The sequence below is a fragment of the Bacillus sp. SLBN-46 genome, from assembly GCF_031453555.1.
In the GTDB taxonomy this organism is placed as follows: Bacteria; Bacillota; Bacilli; order Bacillales; family Cytobacillaceae; genus Neobacillus.
Genome location: NZ_JAVIZM010000001.1, coordinates 763937 through 788587, shown reverse-complemented (window position 1 = coordinate 788587; position 24651 = coordinate 763937). Strand labels below are relative to the sequence as shown.

Below are 24651 nucleotides of genomic sequence, written 5' to 3'. Positions count from 1 at the left end.
CGAAATGGATAAAACCACAGCGAACGAATGGAACGCTTCTCTACAAAAGATTGCAACAGACATTCAATTGGCTGCTAACAATGCAAAAGAGCAATTAATAGATTTTCAAGGAAGAACCACAGCTAATTTGGAAGAATCCATAAAAGCACACAAGGACCATTACATCCAACAAATTCAGGCTTCCAAAGAGGATCTTAGCCAGCAAAATAAAAACGAATTGCAAAGTTACAAAGAGCAAGTAAAAGAGAGAGAAGTTACACAAATAACCAAGGATGTTGAAGAGATTCTATCAGAAGTAGTAAGTGAACAAAATGGATTAACGGAACCTGTTAAGTGACGGCGTTCTTTAATAAAAACAAAACCCAAATTTGAAAGGATGGAATTTTATCATGAAATCAATCAAAACAAAAATCGTATCAGGTGTTGTAACAGTAGGTTTATTATCCGGTGTGGGCGCAGCATTTGCAGCTACGGATGCAGGTACACAATTAGAGAATTGGTATAAAGTTCAATTTTAAAGGTACATTAACCTTTAACCCTATGTATATAGTAAAAATAGATATTCCCTACCATTGATTTTGAAAGCTCACTCTCTTATAGTTAAAAAAACGCAATTGAAAAACTACATGGTGGTCTATATCTACTAATAGGAGTGGATTGCATGGATGAACAGGGGAATTTTTTAGGTGGTTTATTTTGGGTACTTCTCTTAGTGTTCCATTATGGGTGGCGTTTTTCGGTTGGGTAAAATTAATAATAGGTTTTATAGTTTAAAACACTTGCTATTAACATAATGAACATAAGTAAAATGTATAAAGAAAAGCTTGCAGTTTTTTCATTTGTTCCAACTCCTTAAGTTGTTTTGATGCTCTAAAACTAATCATACAGAAACAACATTAAACAGCCGTTACAGACACATTAAAATATGAAAATAATTGCTTCCTGCATAGTCAGATTCCCTATTAAACTATTCAATCCGGTATACAAAAATCAATCTTCGAAATGGTAGAATCGTCCTCTTCATACGCTCTAAATAAGTACCCATCTACATCATATTTCAAAATAGTAGTATATAAATCTTCACTAGATTCTGCACCAAGGGGTTCGCCTAAAGAGGAAAAGACATCCTTTGTTGTATGGTACAGGTCTACACGCTCTATGTTGGTGAGCTGGATATCATCATCGCCCGGAAGATTATAGAAATCAGTTAAATGAAGAGTAACCTTTCCATAGGTTAAATCCATTTGTCCGGCAGCATAATTTTGTTCATCTGGTTTACCAAGGAGATTTAGTATTTGTTCATATGTATCACCAAACGAGACATCTTTCCCCTTAATCGCTTTTTATACTCTTAACTAACCTTTCTTTACTATCTTTAAATGAACCTCTTCAGAAGGACTTCCTCCTTCATTCGTGTCATCCATATTATTGTCTTAAGGACATACCCAAGTTCCGTGGTATACTAACAATTATCGGATTATTAAACAATTTGTGGAAAGTACCGATATTAATTTTGATTAAATTAACCGGGAATTTTCAAGATGTTAGGTCAACTAATTCCTAAACGCATAGGAGAGATGTACAGAATGTGGAAAATAATAATCAAGTGGTTTATTCAGAAGGCTTGGCCAGTAATTAGAACTCTACTTGCAAAATATGGACAAGAGATACTGGAATATATCCTTAGTAAGGTTAAAAACCTTATTATCAGTTGGTTTACAGGAATGGGGAAAGAGAAACAAGAAAAAGCAGAAGAAAGTTATTACAAGGCTCAAGATGCTTCTGATCCTGAAGAGAAGAAAAAATATGAGTATGAGGCAGAGTTTTTCAAAAGAGAAGCACAATCTTATGCAGACAAATTAAAAGAGTGGGAACTAAAATTTGAGGAACTTAAAAAGCAAACTGAACAGGAAATTAAAATAAAAACCCAAAATCTTAAGGCAGAAGACTTATTTGAGACTAATAGTAAATCAGCTAATGAAGCAATTCTTCTAAAACAAAAGAGTAGTATTTTAATGCTCGAAGATAAAACTAATAATTAGTTAATAATTTCCAAAGGGGCGGTTCTCGTGTTTTTTTTACCACAAGAACCGTCTTTTTCATTAACCCTTAGCTTGGCGCACATGTAAAGAACCCATAACCTCGTTTTATTTTCCTATAAACCTGCAAATATCTTTTACTCGTCAGTTTAGATAATTTACTTGTTAGACTTTCATTTTACTCGCCAAACCACAACTTTACTCGTCATTATCCCCATTTTACTCGACACTCTCCAATTTACATCCACACTTAAAATGAACTCAAGGTGATGATTGCGACGATAGTTAGGCAAGGACCTTGAATAGTCACCATTGCACATTTCAATCCCGTTGCCTTAGATAAGAAGAACCAATACCTTAAGCGACTTACTATCACTTACGTTTATTTCATCCCTTTCGGGACTTTATTTTAAAGCAGTGGAGTCCACAAAAACCGTCCTCTTGGTCTCCACAAATTCATATCAAAACGGTTCAAATTTGCAAAAAACAGCTCCAAATTTGTTTTTTGAGGCCAAAAAAGACTCTTTTCCTCCCATTTTTCCTTTCAAAAATGAAAAAGCTCCATTCGATTAAAGCCTTTATTCTCGATATCTTTAAGCTACCTAGGAATAAATCGGAAGCATGCTGTCCCGAAAGGATCCAGCAATGGATAGCTTTAATCAGTTAGTCGAGCAGTATAACCCTATGATTCATAAAATCATGCACTCTCTTCATCTTTACCGCAACCAGGATGAATTCTATCAAGCAGCATTAATTGCCCTCTGGGAGGCTGACAATCGCTTTAACCCAGAAAAAGGAAGCTTCACCAACTATGCGTATACCTATATTAAAGGGAAACTCCTAATGGAGCTGACCCAAAAAAATAAGGATGAGACAATGGTCACTTATCCAAAAGAAGAGTATTGGGAAACCGTACAGGACCTAAATCCTGACACCCCTTTTGATGCTGAGATTCTGCTTTCTTATTGCCATGGACTGACAGAAAAAGAAACAAAATGGGTGGTGGGTATCATCCTCCATGATCAAACTATGAAGGATCTGGCGATTCAAGAAAACGTGTCTGTTTCAGCCGTGAAGCAATGGAAGATAGGGGCATTACAGAAATTAAGAAATATGCCTCTGAACTAAACCATTCTTTCTTAGGACACAGTCGATGACAATGGAGGCAATCTCAGGATTTAAAAGCTTTTCCTATGAATATTTTAGAAAAATTCATAAATTTGTAATATTCTACTTTTTTCAAAATTCTAATCAACTATTTGGTTGAAATCCATGTGTTTCCGCATTTTTGAAGGATCAATGAGGTTCATTTTTTAAAAAATGATCTTGTTTACGGCCCTAAATTTTACCTTGGGAAACTATTTTTATCACCGCCAAATAATGTAACCGTGGCAACGTGTCTATCTAATCTTATAAACTATTTAATGGTCTTAAAAAGGAGAAATTCCATTGAAGAGTCACGAGACCATTGGAGAATTAATCGTAAGGTTACGTATGGGGAAACAGAAAACACAAGATGAAATAGCAGACTGTTCCGGGGTAAGCCGTAAACATTTGAGCAATCTTGAGAATAATAAAGTCTTACCCAATTATGACACCATCATGAAACTAGCGAGGATTCTAGAAGTTCGTCCTTCTACCTTTACAAATATAGTAGGAAAAATGTTGGACAAACGATACGAAGAGGGGGATTTTCCTGATATTAGAGATATTTAACTAGAGGCAAGGACGTTTTCACAGTATAGAAGGGTGGTGGCTAGTTAGTAATACCTTCAAATCCCACTACCCGTAGTTTTTGTTTTATTAAATCCAGCAGAATGGCTGCAAAAGGAGCAACCTTGTTTGTTTATGGAAAAACAGTATATTATCACACCAGATTTCATGTACATGATGGGACATAATGATCGCTTTGGGAAAACATGCACGGAGGTTCACGAAACCAATCGGACCTTCCTTGTCGACATGTCCCCTTTAGAAATTCTCGCTATTAGTATCAAATGTATAGGGTATAATTTAAGCGGAGCCATTGAAACATCTAGAGATCTTCTTGGTGATGTTTATATGTGTCCCATTCTGGTCAATCCCATCGACCGGATCGTCGTGTTTCCAACCAAAACACACAAGCATGAAGATACCATCTGGTTTAATCCCTTCCACATCAAGAGAACGAGAAGCTTTACTCTAAAAACAAACGTTCTACTTAGCAACGGTTCTTCTATAATCGTTCCAACTAAACTCTCATCATTCAACACAAAAATCCAAAACGCCGAGCAGTTGCAAGACCTGACCGTTGGCCCACCTAAACATCCGGTCGTCTTTCTCCTTGATCCAAAGAAAAGAAAGAAAGGGAAAAAGAAACAACATTAAAAAACAGAAGAAACCACTGGGGGCGGTTCTCGTGGCTTTTATCAACACATAGTGCTCTCCACTTGCTGCAATCTCTAAGGCTCCTTTGGCCCATTCATGGCCAATAATCTGATTAATATCCCGTCCCACTTCACTGTGATCCTCTAACGATTCCACTGGTTGAAGGAGAGGCAGCATCGGATGGCCCGCTAAATGGTCCATGACATCTTGAAGTGTCTCTATATAGACTAGCTCTAGGCCAGGTATCTCAATTTTAGGAATGGTCGGGGCAAAGGGGAGAAATAGCTTCTTTAGCTTGATTTTTTTTCGCTGCAAGAATGGCAGCGATCATTCCTTCCACAGGCAGGATGGTTCCGTCTAATGATAAAGCACCAATAAAACCAGTATCCTTTGAAATCTTTTCTGTTAAAAACTTTCCACTTTGTAACACACCAATGGCAATCGCTAGGTCAAACAAGGGGCTGTTTTTCTTTTGTTCTGAAGGGGATAGGTTAATGGTCACTTTCATATCAACTAAGGAATGTCCCATACTATGCAGCGCTGCCAAAACCCTTTCCTTCGATCCTTTAACGGAGGCATCCGGCAGACCGACAATGATAATCGACTCCATCCCTTCTTTCACCTGCACCTCCACTTGGACACGGTATCCCTCCAATCCCTTTAGTCCAATACTTGTCACTTGTACTGTCATGCTTACATTCCTCCTAAAAATGGTTTATTGGCAGAATTTTTTTCAAATACTTTAGATGTAGCTATTGAAAGGTAAATAATAGGTAAGCAAATGTGTTGGAGTCTATTAACCGCTCACTGGCCCCTTTTATTATTAAGTTGAAACCAAACCAAAAAAGAAATAATACTTTCCACTTTCCAGGAGAAGAATTCTATTATGTCTTGGAAGGGGCGGTGGTAATCAGATATATTCAGCTGCTATTTCATTCTAAAACTTTCCATGATTCTAAAAACCTATCAATCTTCTACAAAATCCAGGGCGTGCCATCATAGCCATCAAGCGAATTTTTCGACATTAGTGGAAATTTTTTCTACCCTTGTGATTTCTATTTCGATGCTAAATTACATTCTAAAAAAGTGCATACTTTAATAAGCCTACAAAACTAGCTTTTTTTCAATATTTATTTTCACAAAACCTCTTAAGCAGCTCTCATATTGCTTTGTTCGAACACGCCGAGAAGGATTTCAAAAGGGGTCCTTTTCTTCAATCGTTTCGCTTTTTGTCCGATTTTTCTACCTGTTCAAACATAACCTCTATATTGGCTAAAAGAGCCTCACCTCCTTCCATTAACGCCTGGTAAAGTGTGGCGAGGAATTTTCAACTTTCCCTTCCCCGCATAGATATCTTCTATTACTCTTGTCTCACCAATCTCCATCTCTTCCATTATTTTTTCTATGTCTAATCTGACGAAATTCTCCATTCCATCCTTGACAAAAGCAAGTATTTTCGTTGTCGCCCTTGAAATATACTAGGTTTCTGCTTCACTAATCGACTTCAGGATCTCATAAGAAAGATATCCTAAATCACGATTAATTAAATCAAACTTCCGTAATGTACTCATAATCTCCTCGGCAAAAACTTGATCACTATCCAACTGGTCTTGTACAACAAGATGCAGGAGTTCCCTTTAAGCAATTCATACTCCAGCTGAATCCTGACACCTGATTTGTGATAACCGAAGTATTTTTCCTGACAGAATGTGGGCAGTTCAAAGGAAGTGGAATCCAATATTCGGATTCGGCCAATTTTAGAATGGCGAAGACTTGGGAGAAGATCGGATAAGAAATGTTTTAAAATGAGTGCAGAAAGAACATCCTTCAATAAATTTACTCTGGCTTCGCAAAACCGTTGGTTTAAACCTTCTGTACTAAGGGAAATGTTTCTTTCAGAAGCTAAAACACCACATAATTGGGTTAATGATTTTTTTCCTAATTGATGATTCAAAAAACCGCAAAGAGCAATAAAATCTTTAGGTTCGAATTTGCTGGACCTCTGAAGAAATAAATTTTTTCTTGCCAAATCATTGAGAAAATTAGGGCTAAAAATCTTGATCAAATCGACAGAAATTAGTCGAAAATCCTCTTCCACACTCAACTTACGATTTAACATAAAAAGGACCTACCTTTCTTTAGGTTTCAAAGAAAGAATAGGTTCTTTTTGCGAAATTAGGAAATTATTTGCTTAGCTTGATGGCTATGGTGACAGGCACCGATATTATGAACTATTCGAAGAATGTCAAGGGATGGAGCTTCTTCCCTTGCACACAGTAATTCCTGCATAGTTTTAACGAACTAATGGTAACAAAAGAGACGGTGTGGCTGCTATAGCCACCCCCATGTAATATTACTTCATTTTATAATACTCCACGTACCAATCCGCAAACTTCTGTAGCCCATCCTCAATAGAGGTCTTAGGCTTAAAACCAACTGCTTGTTCCAATGCCTCAGTGGAAGCATAAGTAGCAGGTACATCCCCTGGCTTGATTGGCTCGAATACCTTTTCAAATAGAACCTCTTTACCCATAGAATTACTTAAACATTTTTCCAACGTTTCAATAAATACCATCAATTTTTCAGGATTACTGTTTCCGATATTAAACACCTTATGCGGTACATTATTTTCATCAACAGAAGGATTGTTAAGAATACGTTCAATCCCTTCCACAATGTCCTCAACGTAAGTAAAATCGCGATATAGGTCGTTATCAAAATCTCCATTATTAAAAATCTTGATAGGCTCACCTGATAAATACTTATCAGCAAAACCAAAGTATGCCATATCTGGACGTCCTATTGGACCATATACTGTAAAGAATCGAAGTCCAGTTGCTGGTATCTTATAAAGGTGGCTATATGTGTGAGCCATCAACTCATTTGACTTTTTAGTCGCTGCATATAAAGAGACAGGATTATCTACCATATCCGTTTCTGCAAATGGCACTTTCTTGTTTGCCCCATAAACAGAGCTAGAAGATGCATAAACAAGGTGATCCACTGGGTTATATCTACAGGCTTCTAGAATATTAAAGAAACCAATCATATTGCTTTGAATATAAGCATCTGGATTTTCAATTGAATAACGTACACCCGCTTGAGCAGCTAAATTCACAACAATGTTAGGCTTGTACTCTTCAAAGATACGTGTAATTAAAGCCTTTTCAGAAATATCCCCCTTAATGAAAGTAAACTTCTCAAAAGGTTCAAGCTTCTCCAGACGAGCATACTTAAGATTCACATCATAGTAATCATTAATATTGTCAATTCCAATAACGTGGCAGCCTTTCTCTAATAGTTTCTTAGATAAATAATATCCGATGAAACCTGCTGCTCCAGTAATTAGATAAGTTTTGCTTTTATCTAGTGGTTTATAGTTTCGATTCATTTAAGCCTTTCTCCTTTGTATAAGTTTTACCTGTACCAAAGCTTCTTCCAATGGAGTGATACTCAACTCCTGCTTCCCTCATACCTTCCATACTATATATATTCCTTCCATCATACACTAAAGGAGTTCTCATCAAATTCTTATAGTCCTCTGGTTTCACAGCCTTAATCTCGCCCCACTCAGTAAATATAAAGCAAACATTAGCCCCGTCTAATGCACCTTTAACATCATCAACGTATGTTATACTTCCTGTACTAAGCTTTCCTTCTGGATATTTACGCTTAAAGTTGTCTGCTCCAACTGGATCAAAAGCATAAATATCGGCACCTTGATCCAACAATAATGGTACGTTATCAAGTGAAGGAGCTTCCCTTAAGTCATCAGTTCCTGGCTTGAAGGTCAAACCAAGTACCGCTACTTTCAGACCGCTAAAAGTAATTAATCTCTTACTTGCTTTCTTATAGAGTATAGTTTTCTGTTCATTATTTACATCAATGGCTGCTTTGACTGTTTTAAGTTCATATCCATGCTGATCAGCTATATACTTTAATGCCTTTGTATCTTTTGGAAAACAGCTTCCACCATAACCAATACCTGCATTTAAAAATTTACTACCTATACGCTCATCAAAGCTCATTCCAACAGCCACATCTTGAATATCGGCACCTACTAATTCACAAAGATTAGCGATGTCGTTCATATAAGATATTTTAAGGGCTAGGAAATCATTTGAAGCATATTTTATCATCTCAGATGATCTTCTGCTAACAGACACGATAGGGATATTAAAGGGCTCATATATATCCATTAGTAGGTCTTGTGCCCATTTACTTTCCGTACCAATGATAATTCTTGCAGCATTTAAAGTGTCTTTAACTGCTGTACCTTGAGCCAAGAATTCTGGATTAGATGCAACTTCTACTCTTATTTCTTTACCAGAGCCAGATCCATTCCCAGTATATTTCTCTCCATCATGTGGAAGGAAATCATAAATAAACTGCTCCACCTTGTCATTTGTCCCAACAGGAACAGTAGACTTTACCACAATTAAGCAATCTTTTTCGATTGTTTCCGCTATTTGTCTAGCAACTGTAGCAATAAATGAAAGATTAGCAGAACCATCAGGCTGCTCTGGTGTTCCTACACCAATGAAAATTGCATCCGCATCTTTGTAAGCTTGAGTATAATCGGTAGTGTATGTTAACCTTCCAGCTGCATAATTCTTTTGCATTAGTTCCTCAAGACCAGCTTCATATATTGGGGAAGATCCTTGTTTCATTAAATTTACTTTGTTCTCGTCAATATCAACACAGGTTACTTGATGTCCAACTTCAGCAAAGCAAACGCCAGCTACCAAACCCACATAGCCTGTTCCTGCAACAGCTATTTTATACATATAATAACCCCTTTACTTTTCTAATGACAACGCCCTTTCACTTGTAAACTAACTTCAGGCAGTCAGTTTTTATCCTACTAAATAATTCCCGATAAAAGCAGGGCCACGGTTTGTTTAAACCAATTATTCAACAATTTTCTATGACTAACCAATATTAAAAAACCTTCAACACCTCGGAAGCATTACGTCTATGAGACGAAGCCACTTTAAGTTTTTCTGGTAAATTACCTACAGCAATCATCATTATTAAAACATCGGAGTTACCAATGTTAGCCGCTTTTTTTAAGTCTTTTTCAACTTTTTCTGTAATAGCTAAATTTAGAGGACAGGTTCCTAATCCTAACGAGTGTAAAGCATAAATTAATGACATTGAGTACATACCACCATCAATATAACTTTGGTACCTTTCATGTACCCCCATGAAATTTTCAATTTTAGATGTAACTATTAAAATTTTACTGGCACTTTCGCCGAATCCAGCATTTCCGTTTTGGTATCTTAATACTTCTCTTTTTAATTTTTCATCATTATATACATATACTCTAGAAGTTTGTCTATTACAAACAGAGGGCGTTTTTTGTGCTATGTTAATAGCTTCTTCTATTAAATCTAAACTAACCTCACCAGGGGCAAAGTTTCTAATACTATACCTTGAGTATGCAAATTCCTTAAAATTCATATAACTTTTATTGATATCTGCTTTAGATAATTCCTGAACTCCACCCACCGAAAATTCACTTTCCAAAGGTAAGGCTTTATTTAAGCACTCTATTCTATTAAAAAGGTCCTTCATTAGTAGACCGTTTTCTTCATTAAAATAATAGTAAGCATACAAAGTATTTAAAGTGACTTTTGAAATATCATCCCAACCATATTTCTTATAGTATTCTTCTAATAATGATACAAGATAATCTACATTATCTTTACCAAATCCAATCCTAGGTTTCGGTAAAGATAACCCTTTTTCGATCTTATGATAATAAAATATCAAACTAGCTTCATAGTGTTGTTTTGTTTTCTTAGCGTTAAAAGTACCTGAATATTTAATGAACTTTTTCATATCAAATGAATAGTTTTTTATCAATTGTACTAAGGTCAAAAGTTTACTATCTACTATTTTTTGTTTAATTGAAATTGGAATAATTCTTTTAATTACTTTAATCATTATTTACACCTTTTTTCTATATCATTTAAAAATAAATCTTAACAGAAAGTTGATGTCGCACCGAAGAAACTATTATATATAGATACCAATAGAATATAGCTGTTATTAGTTACTGTATCGTTAAATATTCTATAATAAAGGTGTCTAAGTCAGTAAATTATTTTATTTAGGATCTAAAATTTTTCTATCGAGGAAATTTTTATGACTTTTCTTAATCTATTAATTATATTAAACAATTTAATCTTTACTAAAAAAAATGAAACTTTATCTTTTATCGTTATATAATTACTATTACATAATAGATTGAATTCTCTTTCTAAGATATCCTGGTCTCTTATTTGGATTGCTAAATAAAATCTTTTTCTAATATATTTTGCTTCGACAATTTTTATATATTTATTTTTTTCTATTTCATTCATTTTTATTGAATTAATAGTATTCAATAATATATCTTCATGTTCATAACAACGTATAAAGTGATCCTTCATTGTAGTTATTTTATGTGAGTGACTTTCACTTCTTACTACATAGGTATAAAGTGGTTCATCAATAAAACCACATTTATATTTAAACATAATCGGTAGAAGCATTTGCCAGTTTTGACCGGCCCTACTAGGATAGATTTGTTTGTTAGGAATAACATCAATAAATGAAGTTGTTCTAATCATATAGCATCCTGGTGCAAACCACACATTATCTTCTATAATGTAATCTAAAAATAAGTCTTCTTTAAACCTATTAGGATTTTTTCTTGCAAAGTAACCTGTTATAGTTGATAAATTCCCCTCATAAACGATCTTCGCATCAGTTCTTACTAACCCAAAATTTCTGTTTTTCTCTAAGAAATATACCTTTTTTTCAATACTTTCGGCTGCTAAAATATCGTCTGAATCTGGCCATGTTAAATAATCTCCTGTAAATAATTGTAGACCTTTATTTAATGCACCCGATTGACCAGTATTTTCTTGATTAATATAAATTAATTCCATACCTTTTTCCTTAAATTCTGGTATATAAGACTTAACTATATCTTCTGTCCTATCTGTGGATCCATCATTGACTAAAATTAATTCAATATTTTGATATGTTTGGTTTAATACAGAATTCAAATACCTACTTATAAAGTCCTCACCGTTATAACATGGAGTTATTATACTGACTTTTTTATCCATCTACTTTTCCCCTTTAGAACTGATTTAAGAATTTGAATTACTTCTCTAAATACACTAGACCTATAAAAACATATTATTATTATTAAATTAGGAACCAATAAACATACAATAATCCTTGCAATATAATTCATTATTGTTGTTTCTAAGAAGAACGTGTTGATAATCCATGAAGTTACTAATATTATTCCAAAAATAACCGACAAATACTTTATATATTCTAAAAAATATGGTCTAGATGATGTTTTAAAAACATACTTATATAGAATATAAGGTCTCTGCCAACATGGTAAAACTAAACTAGAAATTAGTGTTCCGATAAAAACACCAATAAGGCCAAATTTTTGAACTAATAATATTGAAACTACTAGATTTATTACCGCTTGGGTTAAAGGGGTAAATTTATCTACATCATAAATCCCAGCTGCTGATTTAACAGTTGTTACAGGAACTCTCATGCCTGTTAAGTAATAATTAAACAGAACTACTAGTATAATTTCTTGAGCTATTAAATATTTATTGCCAAGCCAAATTTCTATAGTTGGATTTAATAAATTATAAAAGCATATTGTAGCAAAACCATATATCCAAAAGCTAATAAAGTTAGTTATATTAAAAACCTCTAATTTCTTTCGATCTGATGACGTAGCTATTAAGTTACCCATACTAGCAGTTATACTCTCAAAAAATAAAACTATAAAAGCGTTAATTGAAGATATTATCATTGCATAGTTTGAGTATAAGCCTACTACACTTACACTTAAAAAGGCTGAAATAATAAGATTATCTGTTCCATTAATACTAAAATCCCCCAACTTATGAAAAACCATAGCTTTAACATTTTTTAATATTAAGTTATATTCTTCTTTTGGTAATTTTTCAGTGGATTTCGTTTTTAGAAATGGATATAAACGTGTTACTTTAATGTTCAGATATACAGTTTGAACAAATAACACTATCATATTTGTAATTAAATAAAATATAAAATTTTTTGTTGCTATTAATATTATTATTTGTAATAGGACTATTATTAAATTGAATAAAACATTAGTAGGAGCTAATAAATACCCTTTTTGGCTAGCATTAATTAAAGTGACTTTATAATTAATAAAATAAGGGAAAACTGACTATTAATATATATATTAAAAATATTAGTTTTAGGTTTTCAATATCTCCAGAATCCTTTATGATTAAATCTATAAATAACAATAATATTAATCCTACTAAGAAAACTATGATTCCGATAATTCTATATGCCTTCTTGTAAAAGTTCATAAGTATAATTATTTTTTTATTATCATTATTAGCTATCGGTTTATATAAACTAAAGGTAATTGCCGTGCCGATTCCAAGTTCTGCCAGATTTAACAATGATAAGACATTAGTCATTAGTCCATTAACACCTAAGTAGGATATACCGAGAATATTAATAAATACTGTCCTTGATATAAAATTTAAAATAAGGCTTATTATTTTAGTAGCAATTCCTGATAAATAATTCAGTAAAGAATTCTTAATTCTCATAATTTTAATCACCATAGAAATACATAATTTTGTAATAAATGAAAGGAGTTTATTTCCCATTTATTATATAGTATGAAACGAAAACTAATAATAATCCAAAATAAATCCCCTATATTATAGAAATAAAGTAAGGGTCGACATTTTTACGACCCACCTGTCTATAATTTTTACCACGGTATTTTAAAAATATGCAATTCTAGTCCTTTAAAGATTTTATCTCAAGTAATGTATTTCTAATAGTTTCTTCCGCCAGTTTGTTTTTTTCTCTCATTTTGGCCTGAATTTCAAAATAATCTTTTTCAACTTTTTCAACAGTTTGTTTAAATTTATCTCTCAATTCAATATAGTTCATATGTCTTATATCTATTATATAATCGTTAAGTCCATATCTTTCACCAATAATACCCCAATACTTAGTACTATAAGATAATGCTATTGCAGGTATTTCACACTGAATAGAAGATACAATAGGATGCATCCTGCTTGAAATTGTAAATAGTGATTGCTGAATATACCTTCTTACCTCAAAGGGATACATCTCTTCATTTTGGATAATAACTCTACCATTATATTTTGAATTAATTAATTCATAAAGCTCATCCACAATAATTCTATCATCCACATGCTCAGGCTTTAACACATGTGCAAGTAAGACTAGCTTTTTCTCTGGGTATTTCTCCATAATTTCATTTATCATAAATAAATTGAAATCTATCCATTCTTCTCTTTTACCTTCTTTTGAATATCTGTAAATCAATTCACTAGGACAATAAGTAATGAACGTTTTTTTTCTTTCAATTAGAGCTTGCTTTGAAAGAGGCAATAAAGCAAGGTCATCAGTTATCTCTATATTTTTCAATCCTAAGTTATTAAGGTATTTATAGGTAATAGGATCCCTTGGATATATTTTATCTATATTATTCAAAAGAGTTTTCATAACGGGCTTTCTAAAGGATTTATATGGGCCCATAGTTTGTCCAAGCATTACTACCTTTATTCCCTCTCTTTTTAAAATATTAAATCTTATTGCATTTAAAACTGGTTCTTTCCACCCGTAATCTTCTGTAAAGTCATCCCCACCCAAAACAACGACTAAATCAATATTATTTGCTAATTTAGAAATGATTTTTCTAAACCCTAGATACCCAAAGATATAGTCATACCTATTTAATCCATCTTTAAAAAGAGAGTTCATTTTAACTGGAAATATTTCATCAATTCCAGTAGCCTCCTTTAATCTTTTTATATTTAACTCATCATTTGTTTCGACATAATAATTATTTTTTTCCTTAAGTATTTTATTAAAATAACTAACAAAATTTTCACCCATCATCATTGAGCCATAATTAAATGTGTTTGAGCAGTTATAAATATATATATTCATTTATTTCCCTTTCTATACTATGCATTTGTTTTATCTTTACCTAAATAAGAATTTTAAGAAGAGAGATATATAGTTGTTGTTTTAAACCGGCATTTAACTCTATCTAAACTACCTTACATTAAAAGGTCATTAATTCTATCAGTTAGCTATTTTATTCCTCTTTAATAAAATTTCGTTTATTATTTTTTCATATAGAATATATTTTGCCCGTAAAGACAAATAAATTGTTATACATAACTTCTGTTTTAAAAAATACCTAAATAATTTAAACTGGACTCTTTGAAATGTACTTATATTCTCAAAAAAATTAGATGTCCTAGTGGTATTAATACATTTCTGAATCTCCTTGTTTTCTGACCACTGCTTAATACTATTGATTTTCTTTATTGCACTTACCCCACTAGAGTAAACTGTTTTTGAAATGCTTGAAAAACAACAAGAAATAAGATGAAATTTCTCGTAGTTAATGATCTCACTATTATTTGGAAATGCGAATTTAATATAATTTTCTACCTCTTCATGGAGCACTAACTGTATTTCTAAAAAATCTTCCCTATACTTTGACGCAAGACTACTCAGTTTTTTATTTATTGGCATATATTTTATATAACTGTATAATACGTCAGGAATACATATGATATTTTCTATACTTCTAATGTAGTCTAAATTGAAAATCAAATCTTCTCCTAATGAGATATCCTGTCTGAAATTCACTTTTATTTTTTTTTTGATATATAATTTATTACAAGGTGAGTGTAATAAAGCATTTTCATACATTAAGATAAAATCCCTATACCAATCTTTTGTAGTATTAATATGATTATCATGCATTCTAGACTTGCTTATGCCATCCTGTATTATCCTATAACCGCATATCACAAGATCACAATTATCACTCATCGCTTCGTACAACCGACTGCACATATCTTTCTCAATATAATCATCTCCATCTATAAATTGTACATACTTTCCCTTTGCGTACAATAAACCGTTATTTCTAGCATTTGATACACCACTATTTTTTTGATGTATGACTGTAATTCTAGAATCACGTTTCGCATATTCATCACAAATTTTTCCAGAAAGATCTGAGGATCCATCATTAACAAGGATAATTTGCAAGTGCTTATGTTTTTGATAAATAATTGAGTCCAAGCATCTAGGTAAATATTTTTCTACATTATATACTGGTACAATAACAGAAATTAAATCATCCATTCTCTACCCTCCTCTTTGCTATAAGAGTGTATTCTAACAAACACTTTTTTAAATTTATTAAGGCCATTATGTTTCACATTATATTACTTATATCATATGAAGGATTCTTTTTTACATAGTTCAATGCCATATACATTATTGTCAACGGAATAAGTATAACTAAACTCAAATTAGCCTCTATCATAATTAAAGAAAAAATAAATGATAAATAATATAATAATAAGTTATTCCGAGTTTTCTTTGTCAAAAACTTCAAAATAGGATATATTAATAGGAATACATTGGGTATAGCACCTATAATGCCATATTGAGTCAAAATAACGATAAAGGTATTATGTGCGTTATATACAATTCCTATTGTAGACTCAATAATACTCTTTGTTGAATATAGTCCATTTCCAAACCAAGGACTAATCAAAAAGGATTGGATTCCATATTCCCAAGCATGTAGCCTTCTAACATTATTAGACTCGTATGAATCCACAAAGAATCTATTAAATAGCTCATCAGGTAGAGCAATATAAACTACTATTAATAACAACAATAAAGTAAATAGATACGAAATTTTAAGCTTTCGTAAAGTTACCATTCTATAACAGAACACAGCTATTAACGGAACTATACTTCCTCTCGACCCTGTAAGAGCAATGGCCAAAAATATTATTAATGTGAAAATGCCATTCCTTATTCTTTTCTTTTGTACTTTCGCAACTAAGGTTTGATTAAAAGTTATTAATGCTGGAATTAGCATAAATGTTGCGGTGAAATTCACATCGTAAAAATCTGTTGAAGAATAATAAATCCCATAACGAATTTGACCTGGATAAGGTGGTTTCATTTGTATCAAAAGTATTATTGCTAAAATTAATGCAGAAATAACGTACGCATTAACCACCCATTTTAAGCTTCTTTCATTTAAATCAATTGACACCATAAGAAGAAAAAACAAATAAAATAACAACGTAGCAGCAACTATGTCAAATTCCGATCCCTTTCCTAAAACATAAACTATAAAAAAAGCATACCCTAATATACTTAAAACACATATATGTTCAATTCTAAGAATAATATTTATTTGCATTGTAGCTAAGTAAAAAGCAGAACAAATAATTGTGATAATGGGTAGTAAAAAATAATTTCCTAAATTAAAAAATTGATCTCTTGCAAAAAATACAAGTAATATTGTTATACAAAACATTATAATAGAATAATTTATATTTTGATTTTTATTAAGCGATATCATTTAAGCTTCTCCACATCAATTTTATATTAATTCAAACAACCCAACTTCCTTTACCAAGTGAATAAAACGACTGAATTTCATTCTTTTTATATCCTTTTTATTGTACCTAAGATCATGTATATGTTTCATTTCTTTATAACTTTTAAACTTAGTTAAATTGTTTTTATTTATTCTAAGAAGCAATGTAATGATTAAGAATGGTAAAACAATTTTTGGATAACATAACTTTCGAACTATATAGATGTTTAAAATAAAATTGAAATCCCTCTCTTGTCCTGCAACACGTGAAATTTTGCTAGGCAAATGTTCAACTTTTAAATCATCAAAATAAGCTACTAATTTATTCTCCTTTACAGCAATTAAAGAGGGGTATAGTTCTTCGGAACCAAACATTAATTTTTCTGGGTATAGGTTAAAACCCTCATAAAAATCTCTTCTCAATATATGAGCAGCTCCAATAAATGAAGTTGTTAATGAACCAGTATAATCGCTTTTTTTAGATTCATAGATTTTGTTATTTAAAAAGCTATTTGTAAGTGGTTCATAAATTTCCACTGCTGCTGCAACAATGTTAAGATTCTGATCCATCTTTTTACATATTTTGTCAAAGAAGTGCTCACTTTTTATTATTGCATCGTCATCCAGAGCAAAAACATATTCCCCTCTTGCCATTTCCATTGCCTTATTTCTACCACCCGCAACTCCTAGATTTTTGTTCGAATAATAATATTTATAGGTAATACCATAACTCATAAGAATTGGCTCTATGGCTTCCTTCGTACCATCAGTTGAATTATTATCGACCACAATGATCTCCGTATTAGCTATCATATTTTTAATGCAGGAATTTATAGCTCTTTTTAATTCATCTTTTCTATTACATGTAATAAAAATAATTGAAAGTTTCATTAAACTGTATTACCTCCAACGTATAACAATAATAAATCCTAAACACTATTTTAAAACACGAATTAGATCCTTTAATTTTGCTGCCATAACTATAGGAAAAACAAAATTTAGCCTTGCTAAAGGAAGTACACAGCGTGTTCTCAATTCCAAGCTGTACTTATCTAAATCAAATCCATAGTCATTTCGAAACTTCTCCATTGCCTCCTTACTTTGCTTTATAGCTTTATAAAAATCGTAGTATTGCGTATTTCGATAAATTGATACTATTACAGCAGTAAAGGCAAAACTTGTAAGAGTATTTTTATATATATCATATAAGTTACTTTCCCTTAAGTATTCTCTCATTTTCAAGCAAACAGGGCCGTATGGATTTTCATCGCGTTTTCCGGATTGGCTATTGGTGTGTATCACATAGTGATATAAAAATTTCTCAATAAAACCAACCTTTTTCGCATTATATAATAGCTTAAAACTGTAGATAGCCTCTTCACCAATAGCATCACTGGAAAAGCGTATATTATTTTCAGCAATCAAATTCGTTTTAACAGCTTTCCGAACGCCACCCCACGGTAATTTCCCAGTCATTTGATGTCTAATAATTGTTTCTATAGGTTGATCCTTATATTCAGACATACGTTCATATTTTATGAACTTTCCAGATTCATTTTCTTGTATTAGATCGACATATATAACATCAGCTTTATCTTTAATAGCAACTTCTACTATAGATTGAAAATATGTCTTTTCAATCCAGTCATCTGAATCGAGGAATACTATGTACCCCTCACCATTTTGTAATGTTTTGTTTCTTTCAGAAGCATACATTATGCCTTCATTGCGTGTATGACCGGGTCCTCTATTTAATTCATGATGAAAAACTTTGATTCTACTGTCTTCTTTAGCAACATGCGAAAGTAGTTTAAAACTGTCATCTGTTGAAGCATCATCAATTACATATGCCTCCCAGTTGGAATATGATTGTTCTATAAGGCTTTCTAAACACTTTTTTATATAGTTAGAGGAATTATAAACTGGTATTATAACAGAAATTTTAATTACTGGTTCTGACATTGAAAAAATCCTTCCTGTTTTAATTTCCGTAAAGGATTTTAAACCCACACTATTTTCTTAAAAATCTCTTATACAACCAGTTCTGTAATTTGACTGGGCATAAGAACATTACTATTTGGGCAAAGCTTACCATCACATAATCACCAAAGCCCGAATAGCCGATCTTCCATAATTTTCTTATAGTCGAGATATAGCTTTTTGTATTTTCCCAACTCCTTCGTCTCTTTGAAAGATCAATATTTGATCTGAATAGTAGTAAAGCACTATTAATATTGGCTGCTTTACATCCAGCGAACAACATCCGCCCGAATAAGTCTACATCTTGATTTCTTCTCAATCCTGCATATCCACCAGACTCTGTCACTTTGCTTTTTTTATACATGACTGTGGGGTGATTAAAAGCACTTCTTCGTTTTGCAAACTCATATATCTCTTTGTGGGAAGTCGGAACCACTCTTGTTGAAATAATCACACTTGGGTTGTCAAAAAATTCATCGACCATCGTGCCTACTATTGAAAGTTCATCATCTGCCTCAAATGCCAGCAATTGGTTCTCACACCTTATGGGCAGTGATATATCGTCTGTATCCATCCTAGCAACGAGCTCATTTCTGCAATACTTTAATCCAAGGTTAAGAGCATTTCCCAACCCTATATTCTTTTCACTGGTTACTATAGTGATTAACTCCGGATACTTTAGTTTATTTTCTTTAAGTACCGTTTCCAACTCATCAGTGAGTGGCCCATCTTTCACTATTACTATCTCATCTGGCATTACTGTCTGTCCTAACATACTTTCAATACTTAACCTAAGATATTCTGGTTTTTCCTTGTTATAAAGCGACATTAAAACGCTATATTTTTCCACAATTATTACCCTCTCATATACTATTACAGGGCTAGCCTCTAATTAGTTCTTTACTTTTCTCTATATATGCATAATACTGGGCTTCACTTATCTTCATTTCCCTTAGCAAATAATCACCGTAATCCTCTGAAGTATCAATGCCATCAGCACTAATACCTTCTCTTTTTATAACCTTTTTAATGGTCATTAGTATTATCTTTATATCACCTACAAGTGTAATATTTCCGATATATTCCAAATCCATAGACAGTTTTTCTTCCCATGCAATTCCATTTCGCCCATTTACTTGAGCCCATCCAGTAAGTCCAGGAGTAACAAGATGCCTTTTACGTTGCTCCTTAGTCATGAATACTAAGTCTTTTACAAGCTGTGGTCTAGGCCCTACAATACTCATGTCCCCTTTTAAAATATTTATCAGTTCAGGTAACTCATCAAGACTTGTGCTTCTTAGTAATTTTCCAAACTGTGTTAACCTTATATGATCTGGCAACAAATCTCCGAAATGGTCTCGCTCATTTGTCATAGTTCTAAATTTGTACATTTTAAAAACTTTTTCATCCTTACCTGGGCGTTGTTGCTTAAACAGCACAGGACTTCCAAATTTCCATCTTACTAAAAGAGCTGTGATTACAAGAACCGGGCATAATAAGATTAATGCTAGGAGCGACATTAAAAAATCTAATAGTCTTTTAAAATATTTTCTGTACAATCGAATTCACCCCATTTATTTAAAAAGTCTATAGATGGTTTGGATAACTCTTTCTTGATCCTCTTGAGTCATCTTTGTATCACTTGGTAGACATATTCCTCTATTAAAGATGTCTTCCGATACACTAATTCCATCTTCATTATGACTAAAGAAATCATACCCTTCAAAGAATGGCTGTAAATGCATCGGTTTCCAAATAGGTCTACTTTCGATGTTTTCTTTTTCTAACTCTGCCATAATATCAAACGGGGTGATTTTACTGTTTTCTGTTAAAGTAAAAGAAGATAACCAGTAGTTTGGTTCTCCATAATTACAGATCGGCATCATTTTAATGTCGGGCAAATTTTCAAATGCTTTTTTATAAGTTAGGAAAATTTCCTTTTTCTTAAATATTCTTTGTTTCAATACTTTTAGTTGACCTCTACCGATACCAGCTAAAATATTACTCATTCTATAGTTAAATCCTAGCTCACTATGCTGATAATGTGGGGCAATATCCCTTGATTGAGTGGCCCAAAATCTAACTTTCTTAATAGCTTCACCATCTTCAGACACTAACATTCCACCACCACTAGTAGTGATAATTTTGTTTCCATTAAAAGAATAAATTCCAAACCTACCAATAGTGCCGCTATATTTTCCTTTGTAGGTAGTTCCTAAGCTTTCAGCTGAATCCTCAATTAATGGAACATTATATTTATTACAAATTTCCATTATCTTATCCATATCAGCTGACTGGCCATACAAATGAACTACTACAACAGCCTTGGGTATGAATTTTTGGAATGCTTTTTCTAAAGCAACAGGACTCATATTCCAACTATTTGGTTCGCTATCTATGAAAATAGGAGTTGCGTTTTGATAGATAATAGGGTTTGCACTTGCAGAAAACGTAAGGGATGAACAAAAAACAAAATCCCCTTGCCCTACATCCAAAGATTTAAGAGCCAAATGTATAGCAGCAGTACCTGATGATAAAGCTGCAGCATTGTCGGTTCCAACATAATGAGACAACTCTTTTTCAAAACTATCTACATTAGGTCCAAGTGGTGCAATCCAATTAGTATCAAATGCCTCTTGAATATATTGCATTTCTAATCCTGACATATGGGGTGATGCTAACAATACTCTTTTTTCCAATTTTGACACTCCTAACGGACTAATTAAAAACCATTTAATAATAATTAAAGTCTTTTATTAAATTGAAATATATTCTTTTTTTATTGATTTTAGATTTTAATAAATTTATTTTCCGTATTTATTACTACTTCCTTTAAATATCTCAAGATTTCATCCCTTAGATCTTCATGTTGTAGTGCAAACTCAATCGTTGTTTTTACAAAGCCAATTTTCTCTCCAACATCATATCGTTTACCCTCAAAATCATAAGCAAACACCCGTTGGATCTGATTCAACTTCTGTATCGCATCAGTCAATTGAATCTCTCCACCAGCACCTGTCTCCTGTTGCTCCAAAAACCTAAAAATCTCAGGTGTAAGAATATAACGTCCCATAATCGCAAGATTAGAAGGAGCAGTTCCTGGTGCAGGTTTCTCAACAAAATTCTGCACTTGATACCTTCTACCATCCTGAGTCGAAGGCTCCACAATCCCATAACGATGAGTCTCTTCATCAGGAACAGTCTGAACCCCAATCACAGACGATAGTGTTTCTTCATATTGATTAATAAGCTGCTTTAAACAAGGCGTTTCACTCTGAACAATATCATCACCCAAAAGTACTGCAAACGGCTCATCCCCAATAAAGTTACGAGCACACCAAACCGCATGACCAAGCCCCTTTGGTTCCTTTTGCCGAATATAATGAATATCAGCAAGATTAGTAGCATAACGTACTTTATCCAACAATTCTGTCTTACCTTTATCTAAAAGGTTTTGTTCTAATTCATGCGCATAATCAAAATGATCCTCAATTGCACGCTTCCCTTTACCAGTAACAATGATAATATCTTCAATACCCGAAGCTATTGCTTCTTCGACAATATATTGAATCGTTGGCTTATCAACAATCGGTAACATTTCCTTAGGCATCGCCTTTGTTGCTGGCAAGAATCTTGTACCCAATCCAGCAGCCGGTATAATAGCTTTACGTACTCTCTTCATATTGATTCCACCTTTTCCTACATCAAACCGAAAGGTTCGGATTTTTCAAACAAGTCATTTAGTTCACAGCAGCGTAACTAGATAATCCCTCAAATCGATTATTAGCCACATCAATCAAAGTATCATGCATTTCCATTTCAGACATATCTAATAAACTACTAATCAAACGAGCTAACTCATCAGAATGAATAACCTTCGCCTTCCCAATATGAATCTTAGGAAAAACGCTCTCGGAATGCACCTCATTTTCATTAAGTAGCTCCTCATACATCTTCTCCCCAGGACGGAGTCCAGTAAACTGAATACCAATATCTTCAATTGAATATCCAGATAACTTAATCACATTTTTAGCCAAATCAACGATCTTAACAGGTTCCCCCATATCAAGCACAAAAACCTCGCCACCACGTGCCAAAGTTCCAGCTTGTATAACAAGCCGTGATGCCTCAGGAATCGTCATAAAGTAACGCGTCATATCTTCATGAGTAACCGTAACAGGTCCACCGGCTTGAATCTGCTTTTTAAATAGCGGAATAACACTCCCACGGCTGCCAAGCACATTCCCAAACCGAACCGCAACAAACTTCGTATGACTATTAACCGCCAAACTCTGAATAATCATCTCCGCAAAACGCTTGGTAGCACCCATCACATTCGGAGGATTTACTGCTTTATCAGAAGAAATCAAAACAAAGGTATTCACACCGAATGTGTCAGCCGCCTCCGCCACATTTCGTGTTCCAAAGATATTGTTCTTAACCGCTTCTCTCGGGTTATACTCCATCAACGGAACATGCTTATGTGCTGCTGCATGATAGACAACAAACGGTCGATGCTCTTCCATCACTTCAAACATTCTAGTCCGATCCTGTATATCCCCAATCACAGGTACAATCTCTATCTGTTTTTGATATTTCTTCCGTAGTTCCATATCGATTAAATAGATACTATTCTCCCCATGTCCAACCAAGACAATCTTGCGTGGATTGAACATACAAATCTGACGGCATATTTCTGATCCAATCGAGCCCCCCGCCCCCGTAACTAATACTGTTTTACCGGAAACAACTTCAGATATACCATTAATATCTAACTCCACTGGCGCTCTCCCAAGCAAATCCTCTACTTGTACATCTCGGAATTGGTTAACAGATACCTTTCCTGTCATTAAATCCTCCAACTTTGGAATGATTTGCGTTTTTGCCGTTGTTTTTGCACATTCTTCAATAATTCGATTCAACTCTTTCTGACCTAATGAAGGAATCGCAATCACAATATTGTCAATCTGGTACTTCTCCACTGTTTCTTTAATATTTCTCGAATCTCCAACCACTTTTATTCCGAGAATGTCCAATTTACATTTCATTGGATCATCATCAATAAAGGCCACAGGTTTTAAGTCAATTTCATGATTACTAAGTAATTGCCGTGCCACCATTCTGCCGCCTGCACCTGCACCAATGATTAACGTTCGCTTAATATTTTGTTGCTTATTCATGTAGTTGTCCCGAAAAATTCGCCACGAAAACCTCGACCCTCCAAGAAAAAGCACAAGAATCATCCAATTAATAAATAATGCTCTTCCATTTATATCATGGAATACAATCATCTGCGTGACTGCTGTAGATATCATTGAAAATGTTACCACTTTAACAATGGCCATTAATTCACCTACACTCGCATATTGCCATACCTTGTTATAAAGCTTAAAAATTAAAGCAAAAGCATGATAGAACAGTAGCAATGCAAGTGAGGTACTTAAAAACATGGGCACTTTAAAGATTTGTAACTCCGGATCAAGAGTGACAACTCTTATGTATCTTGCAGCTAGGACAATCACTGAATCAATTACGATCAGCATGAACAATCTTTGTCTATACGTCACCTTCTACTCCCCTTTTTCTCTCTATTCTCAATTCGCTTTTCTTCACTAAAGCACTTGGGCAAAAAAATAAATATCTAATGGAAATGCAAGTGTCTTGACACTCATTCTTTCATTAGATATTTATTGTTTTTTTATAATTGGGCATCTAACCCGTCCTCACACCATGCTTTTGACGACCTGCGCCTAAGGA

General features: G+C 33.4%; 26 protein-coding genes. 6 read left to right on the top strand and 20 right to left on the bottom strand.

Annotation, left to right across the window (positions count from 1 at the left end; translation table 11 throughout):
- Nucleotides 1-4: 4 nt before the first annotated feature.
- Together QFZ87_RS04225 and QFZ87_RS04220 are read left to right on the top strand one after the other, a co-directional pair.
- Nucleotides 5-337 carry a hypothetical protein gene (locus tag QFZ87_RS04225; protein ID WP_309858110.1) on the top strand — a complete coding sequence of 111 codons (333 nt, stop codon included), beginning with the start codon at nt 5-7 and terminating at the stop codon, nt 335-337.
- 52 nt (nt 338-389) lie between these two features.
- The gene (locus QFZ87_RS04220; protein WP_309858107.1) at nt 390-518 is read left to right on the top strand and encodes a hypothetical protein; all 129 of its coding nucleotides are present in this window, start codon (nt 390-392) and stop codon (nt 516-518) included.
- Nucleotides 519-971: 453 nt separating this feature from the next.
- On the opposite strand, the gene QFZ87_RS04215 is transcribed toward QFZ87_RS04220, so the two are convergent.
- Nucleotides 972-1244 (bottom strand): hypothetical protein, encoded by a 273-nt coding sequence (locus tag QFZ87_RS04215; protein WP_309858104.1) that lies wholly within the window; start codon nt 1242-1244, stop codon nt 972-974.
- Nucleotides 1245-1586: 342 nt separating this feature from the next.
- On the opposite strand from QFZ87_RS04215, the gene QFZ87_RS04210 reads away from it, so the two are divergent.
- The 4 genes from QFZ87_RS04210 (at nt 1587) to QFZ87_RS04195 (ending at nt 4406) form a co-directional block, all read left to right on the top strand.
- On the top strand, nt 1587-2042 hold the full coding sequence (locus tag QFZ87_RS04210) for a hypothetical protein (RefSeq protein ID WP_309858102.1): 456 nt from the start codon (nt 1587-1589) through the stop codon (nt 2040-2042).
- A 642-nt stretch (nt 2043-2684) separates the two neighbouring features.
- Nucleotides 2685-3167 carry a sigma-70 family RNA polymerase sigma factor gene (locus tag QFZ87_RS04205; protein WP_309858099.1) on the top strand — a complete coding sequence of 161 codons (483 nt, stop codon included), beginning with the start codon at nt 2685-2687 and terminating at the stop codon, nt 3165-3167.
- A 321-nt stretch (nt 3168-3488) separates the two neighbouring features.
- Nucleotides 3489-3755: a helix-turn-helix domain-containing protein gene (locus QFZ87_RS04200; RefSeq protein WP_309858096.1), complete on the top strand. Its 267-nt coding sequence runs from the start codon at nt 3489-3491 to the stop codon at nt 3753-3755.
- A 132-nt stretch (nt 3756-3887) separates the two neighbouring features.
- Nucleotides 3888-4406 (top strand): competence protein ComK, encoded by a 519-nt coding sequence (locus QFZ87_RS04195; RefSeq protein ID WP_309858094.1) that lies wholly within the window; start codon nt 3888-3890, stop codon nt 4404-4406.
- Nucleotides 4407-4659: 253 nt separating this feature from the next.
- Here QFZ87_RS04195 and QFZ87_RS04190 read toward each other — a convergent pair whose 3' ends face one another.
- From QFZ87_RS04190 to QFZ87_RS04100, 19 genes are all read right to left on the bottom strand, one after another.
- Nucleotides 4660-5097, bottom strand: a complete 438-nt coding sequence (locus QFZ87_RS04190; protein ID WP_309858091.1) for a magnesium chelatase domain-containing protein — start codon at nt 5095-5097, stop codon at nt 4660-4662.
- A gap of 592 nt (nt 5098-5689) precedes the next feature.
- Nucleotides 5690-5836 (bottom strand): hypothetical protein, encoded by a 147-nt coding sequence (locus QFZ87_RS04185; RefSeq protein WP_309858088.1) that lies wholly within the window; start codon nt 5834-5836, stop codon nt 5690-5692.
- A 137-nt stretch (nt 5837-5973) separates the two neighbouring features.
- Entirely contained in the window at nt 5974-6525 is a 552-nt protein-coding gene (locus QFZ87_RS04180) for a hypothetical protein (RefSeq protein ID WP_309858085.1), read from the bottom strand.
- A gap of 234 nt (nt 6526-6759) precedes the next feature.
- Nucleotides 6760-7797: an SDR family NAD(P)-dependent oxidoreductase gene (locus tag QFZ87_RS04175; protein WP_309858082.1), complete on the bottom strand. Its 1038-nt coding sequence runs from the start codon at nt 7795-7797 to the stop codon at nt 6760-6762.
- Nucleotides 7781-9193 (bottom strand): UDP-glucose dehydrogenase family protein, encoded by a 1413-nt coding sequence (locus tag QFZ87_RS04170; RefSeq protein ID WP_309858079.1) that lies wholly within the window; start codon nt 9191-9193, stop codon nt 7781-7783. The genes QFZ87_RS04175 and QFZ87_RS04170 overlap by 17 nt, the downstream gene beginning before the upstream one ends.
- A gap of 154 nt (nt 9194-9347) precedes the next feature.
- A complete protein-coding gene (locus QFZ87_RS04165) occupies nt 9348-10358 on the bottom strand; it encodes a nitroreductase family protein (RefSeq protein WP_309858076.1) in 1011 nt (336 codons plus the stop codon).
- A 173-nt stretch (nt 10359-10531) separates the two neighbouring features.
- Nucleotides 10532-11530 carry a glycosyltransferase family A protein gene (locus QFZ87_RS04160; protein WP_309858075.1) on the bottom strand — a complete coding sequence of 333 codons (999 nt, stop codon included), beginning with the start codon at nt 11528-11530 and terminating at the stop codon, nt 10532-10534.
- A complete protein-coding gene (locus QFZ87_RS04155) occupies nt 11509-12483 on the bottom strand; it encodes a lipopolysaccharide biosynthesis protein (RefSeq protein ID WP_309858072.1) in 975 nt (324 codons plus the stop codon). Before QFZ87_RS04155 ends, QFZ87_RS04160 begins: the two co-directional genes overlap by 22 nt.
- A 148-nt stretch (nt 12484-12631) precedes the next feature.
- Entirely contained in the window at nt 12632-13051 is a 420-nt protein-coding gene (locus QFZ87_RS04150) for a hypothetical protein (RefSeq protein ID WP_309858070.1), read from the bottom strand.
- Nucleotides 13052-13247: 196 nt separating this feature from the next.
- Nucleotides 13248-14435 carry a polysaccharide pyruvyl transferase family protein gene (locus QFZ87_RS04145; protein WP_309858068.1) on the bottom strand — a complete coding sequence of 396 codons (1188 nt, stop codon included), beginning with the start codon at nt 14433-14435 and terminating at the stop codon, nt 13248-13250.
- A gap of 138 nt (nt 14436-14573) precedes the next feature.
- On the bottom strand, nt 14574-15653 hold the full coding sequence (locus tag QFZ87_RS04140) for a glycosyltransferase family 2 protein (RefSeq protein ID WP_309858065.1): 1080 nt from the start codon (nt 15651-15653) through the stop codon (nt 14574-14576).
- Nucleotides 15654-15726: 73 nt separating this feature from the next.
- Entirely contained in the window at nt 15727-16896 is a 1170-nt protein-coding gene (locus tag QFZ87_RS04135; RefSeq protein WP_309858062.1) for an O-antigen ligase family protein, read from the bottom strand.
- A 21-nt stretch (nt 16897-16917) separates the two neighbouring features.
- Nucleotides 16918-17805: a glycosyltransferase family 2 protein gene (locus tag QFZ87_RS04130; protein ID WP_309858060.1), complete on the bottom strand. Its 888-nt coding sequence runs from the start codon at nt 17803-17805 to the stop codon at nt 16918-16920.
- 45 nt (nt 17806-17850) lie between these two features.
- Entirely contained in the window at nt 17851-18876 is a 1026-nt protein-coding gene (locus QFZ87_RS04125; protein WP_309858058.1) for a glycosyltransferase family 2 protein, read from the bottom strand.
- A gap of 49 nt (nt 18877-18925) precedes the next feature.
- Nucleotides 18926-19744, bottom strand: a complete 819-nt coding sequence (locus QFZ87_RS04120) for a glycosyltransferase (protein WP_309858056.1) — start codon at nt 19742-19744, stop codon at nt 18926-18928.
- Between the two features lie 31 nt (nt 19745-19775).
- A complete protein-coding gene (locus QFZ87_RS04115; RefSeq protein WP_309867635.1) occupies nt 19776-20459 on the bottom strand; it encodes a sugar transferase in 684 nt (227 codons plus the stop codon).
- 9 nt (nt 20460-20468) lie between these two features.
- Complete coding sequence (locus tag QFZ87_RS04110) at nt 20469-21593, bottom strand: DegT/DnrJ/EryC1/StrS family aminotransferase (protein ID WP_309858054.1); 1125 nt, start codon at nt 21591-21593, stop codon at nt 20469-20471.
- Between the two features lie 89 nt (nt 21594-21682).
- The gene (gene galU, locus QFZ87_RS04105) at nt 21683-22576 is read right to left on the bottom strand and encodes a UTP--glucose-1-phosphate uridylyltransferase GalU (protein WP_309858051.1); all 894 of its coding nucleotides are present in this window, start codon (nt 22574-22576) and stop codon (nt 21683-21685) included.
- A 58-nt stretch (nt 22577-22634) separates the two neighbouring features.
- Nucleotides 22635-24461: a polysaccharide biosynthesis protein gene (locus tag QFZ87_RS04100; RefSeq protein ID WP_309858049.1), complete on the bottom strand. Its 1827-nt coding sequence runs from the start codon at nt 24459-24461 to the stop codon at nt 22635-22637.
- Nucleotides 24462-24651 lie beyond the last annotated feature (190 nt).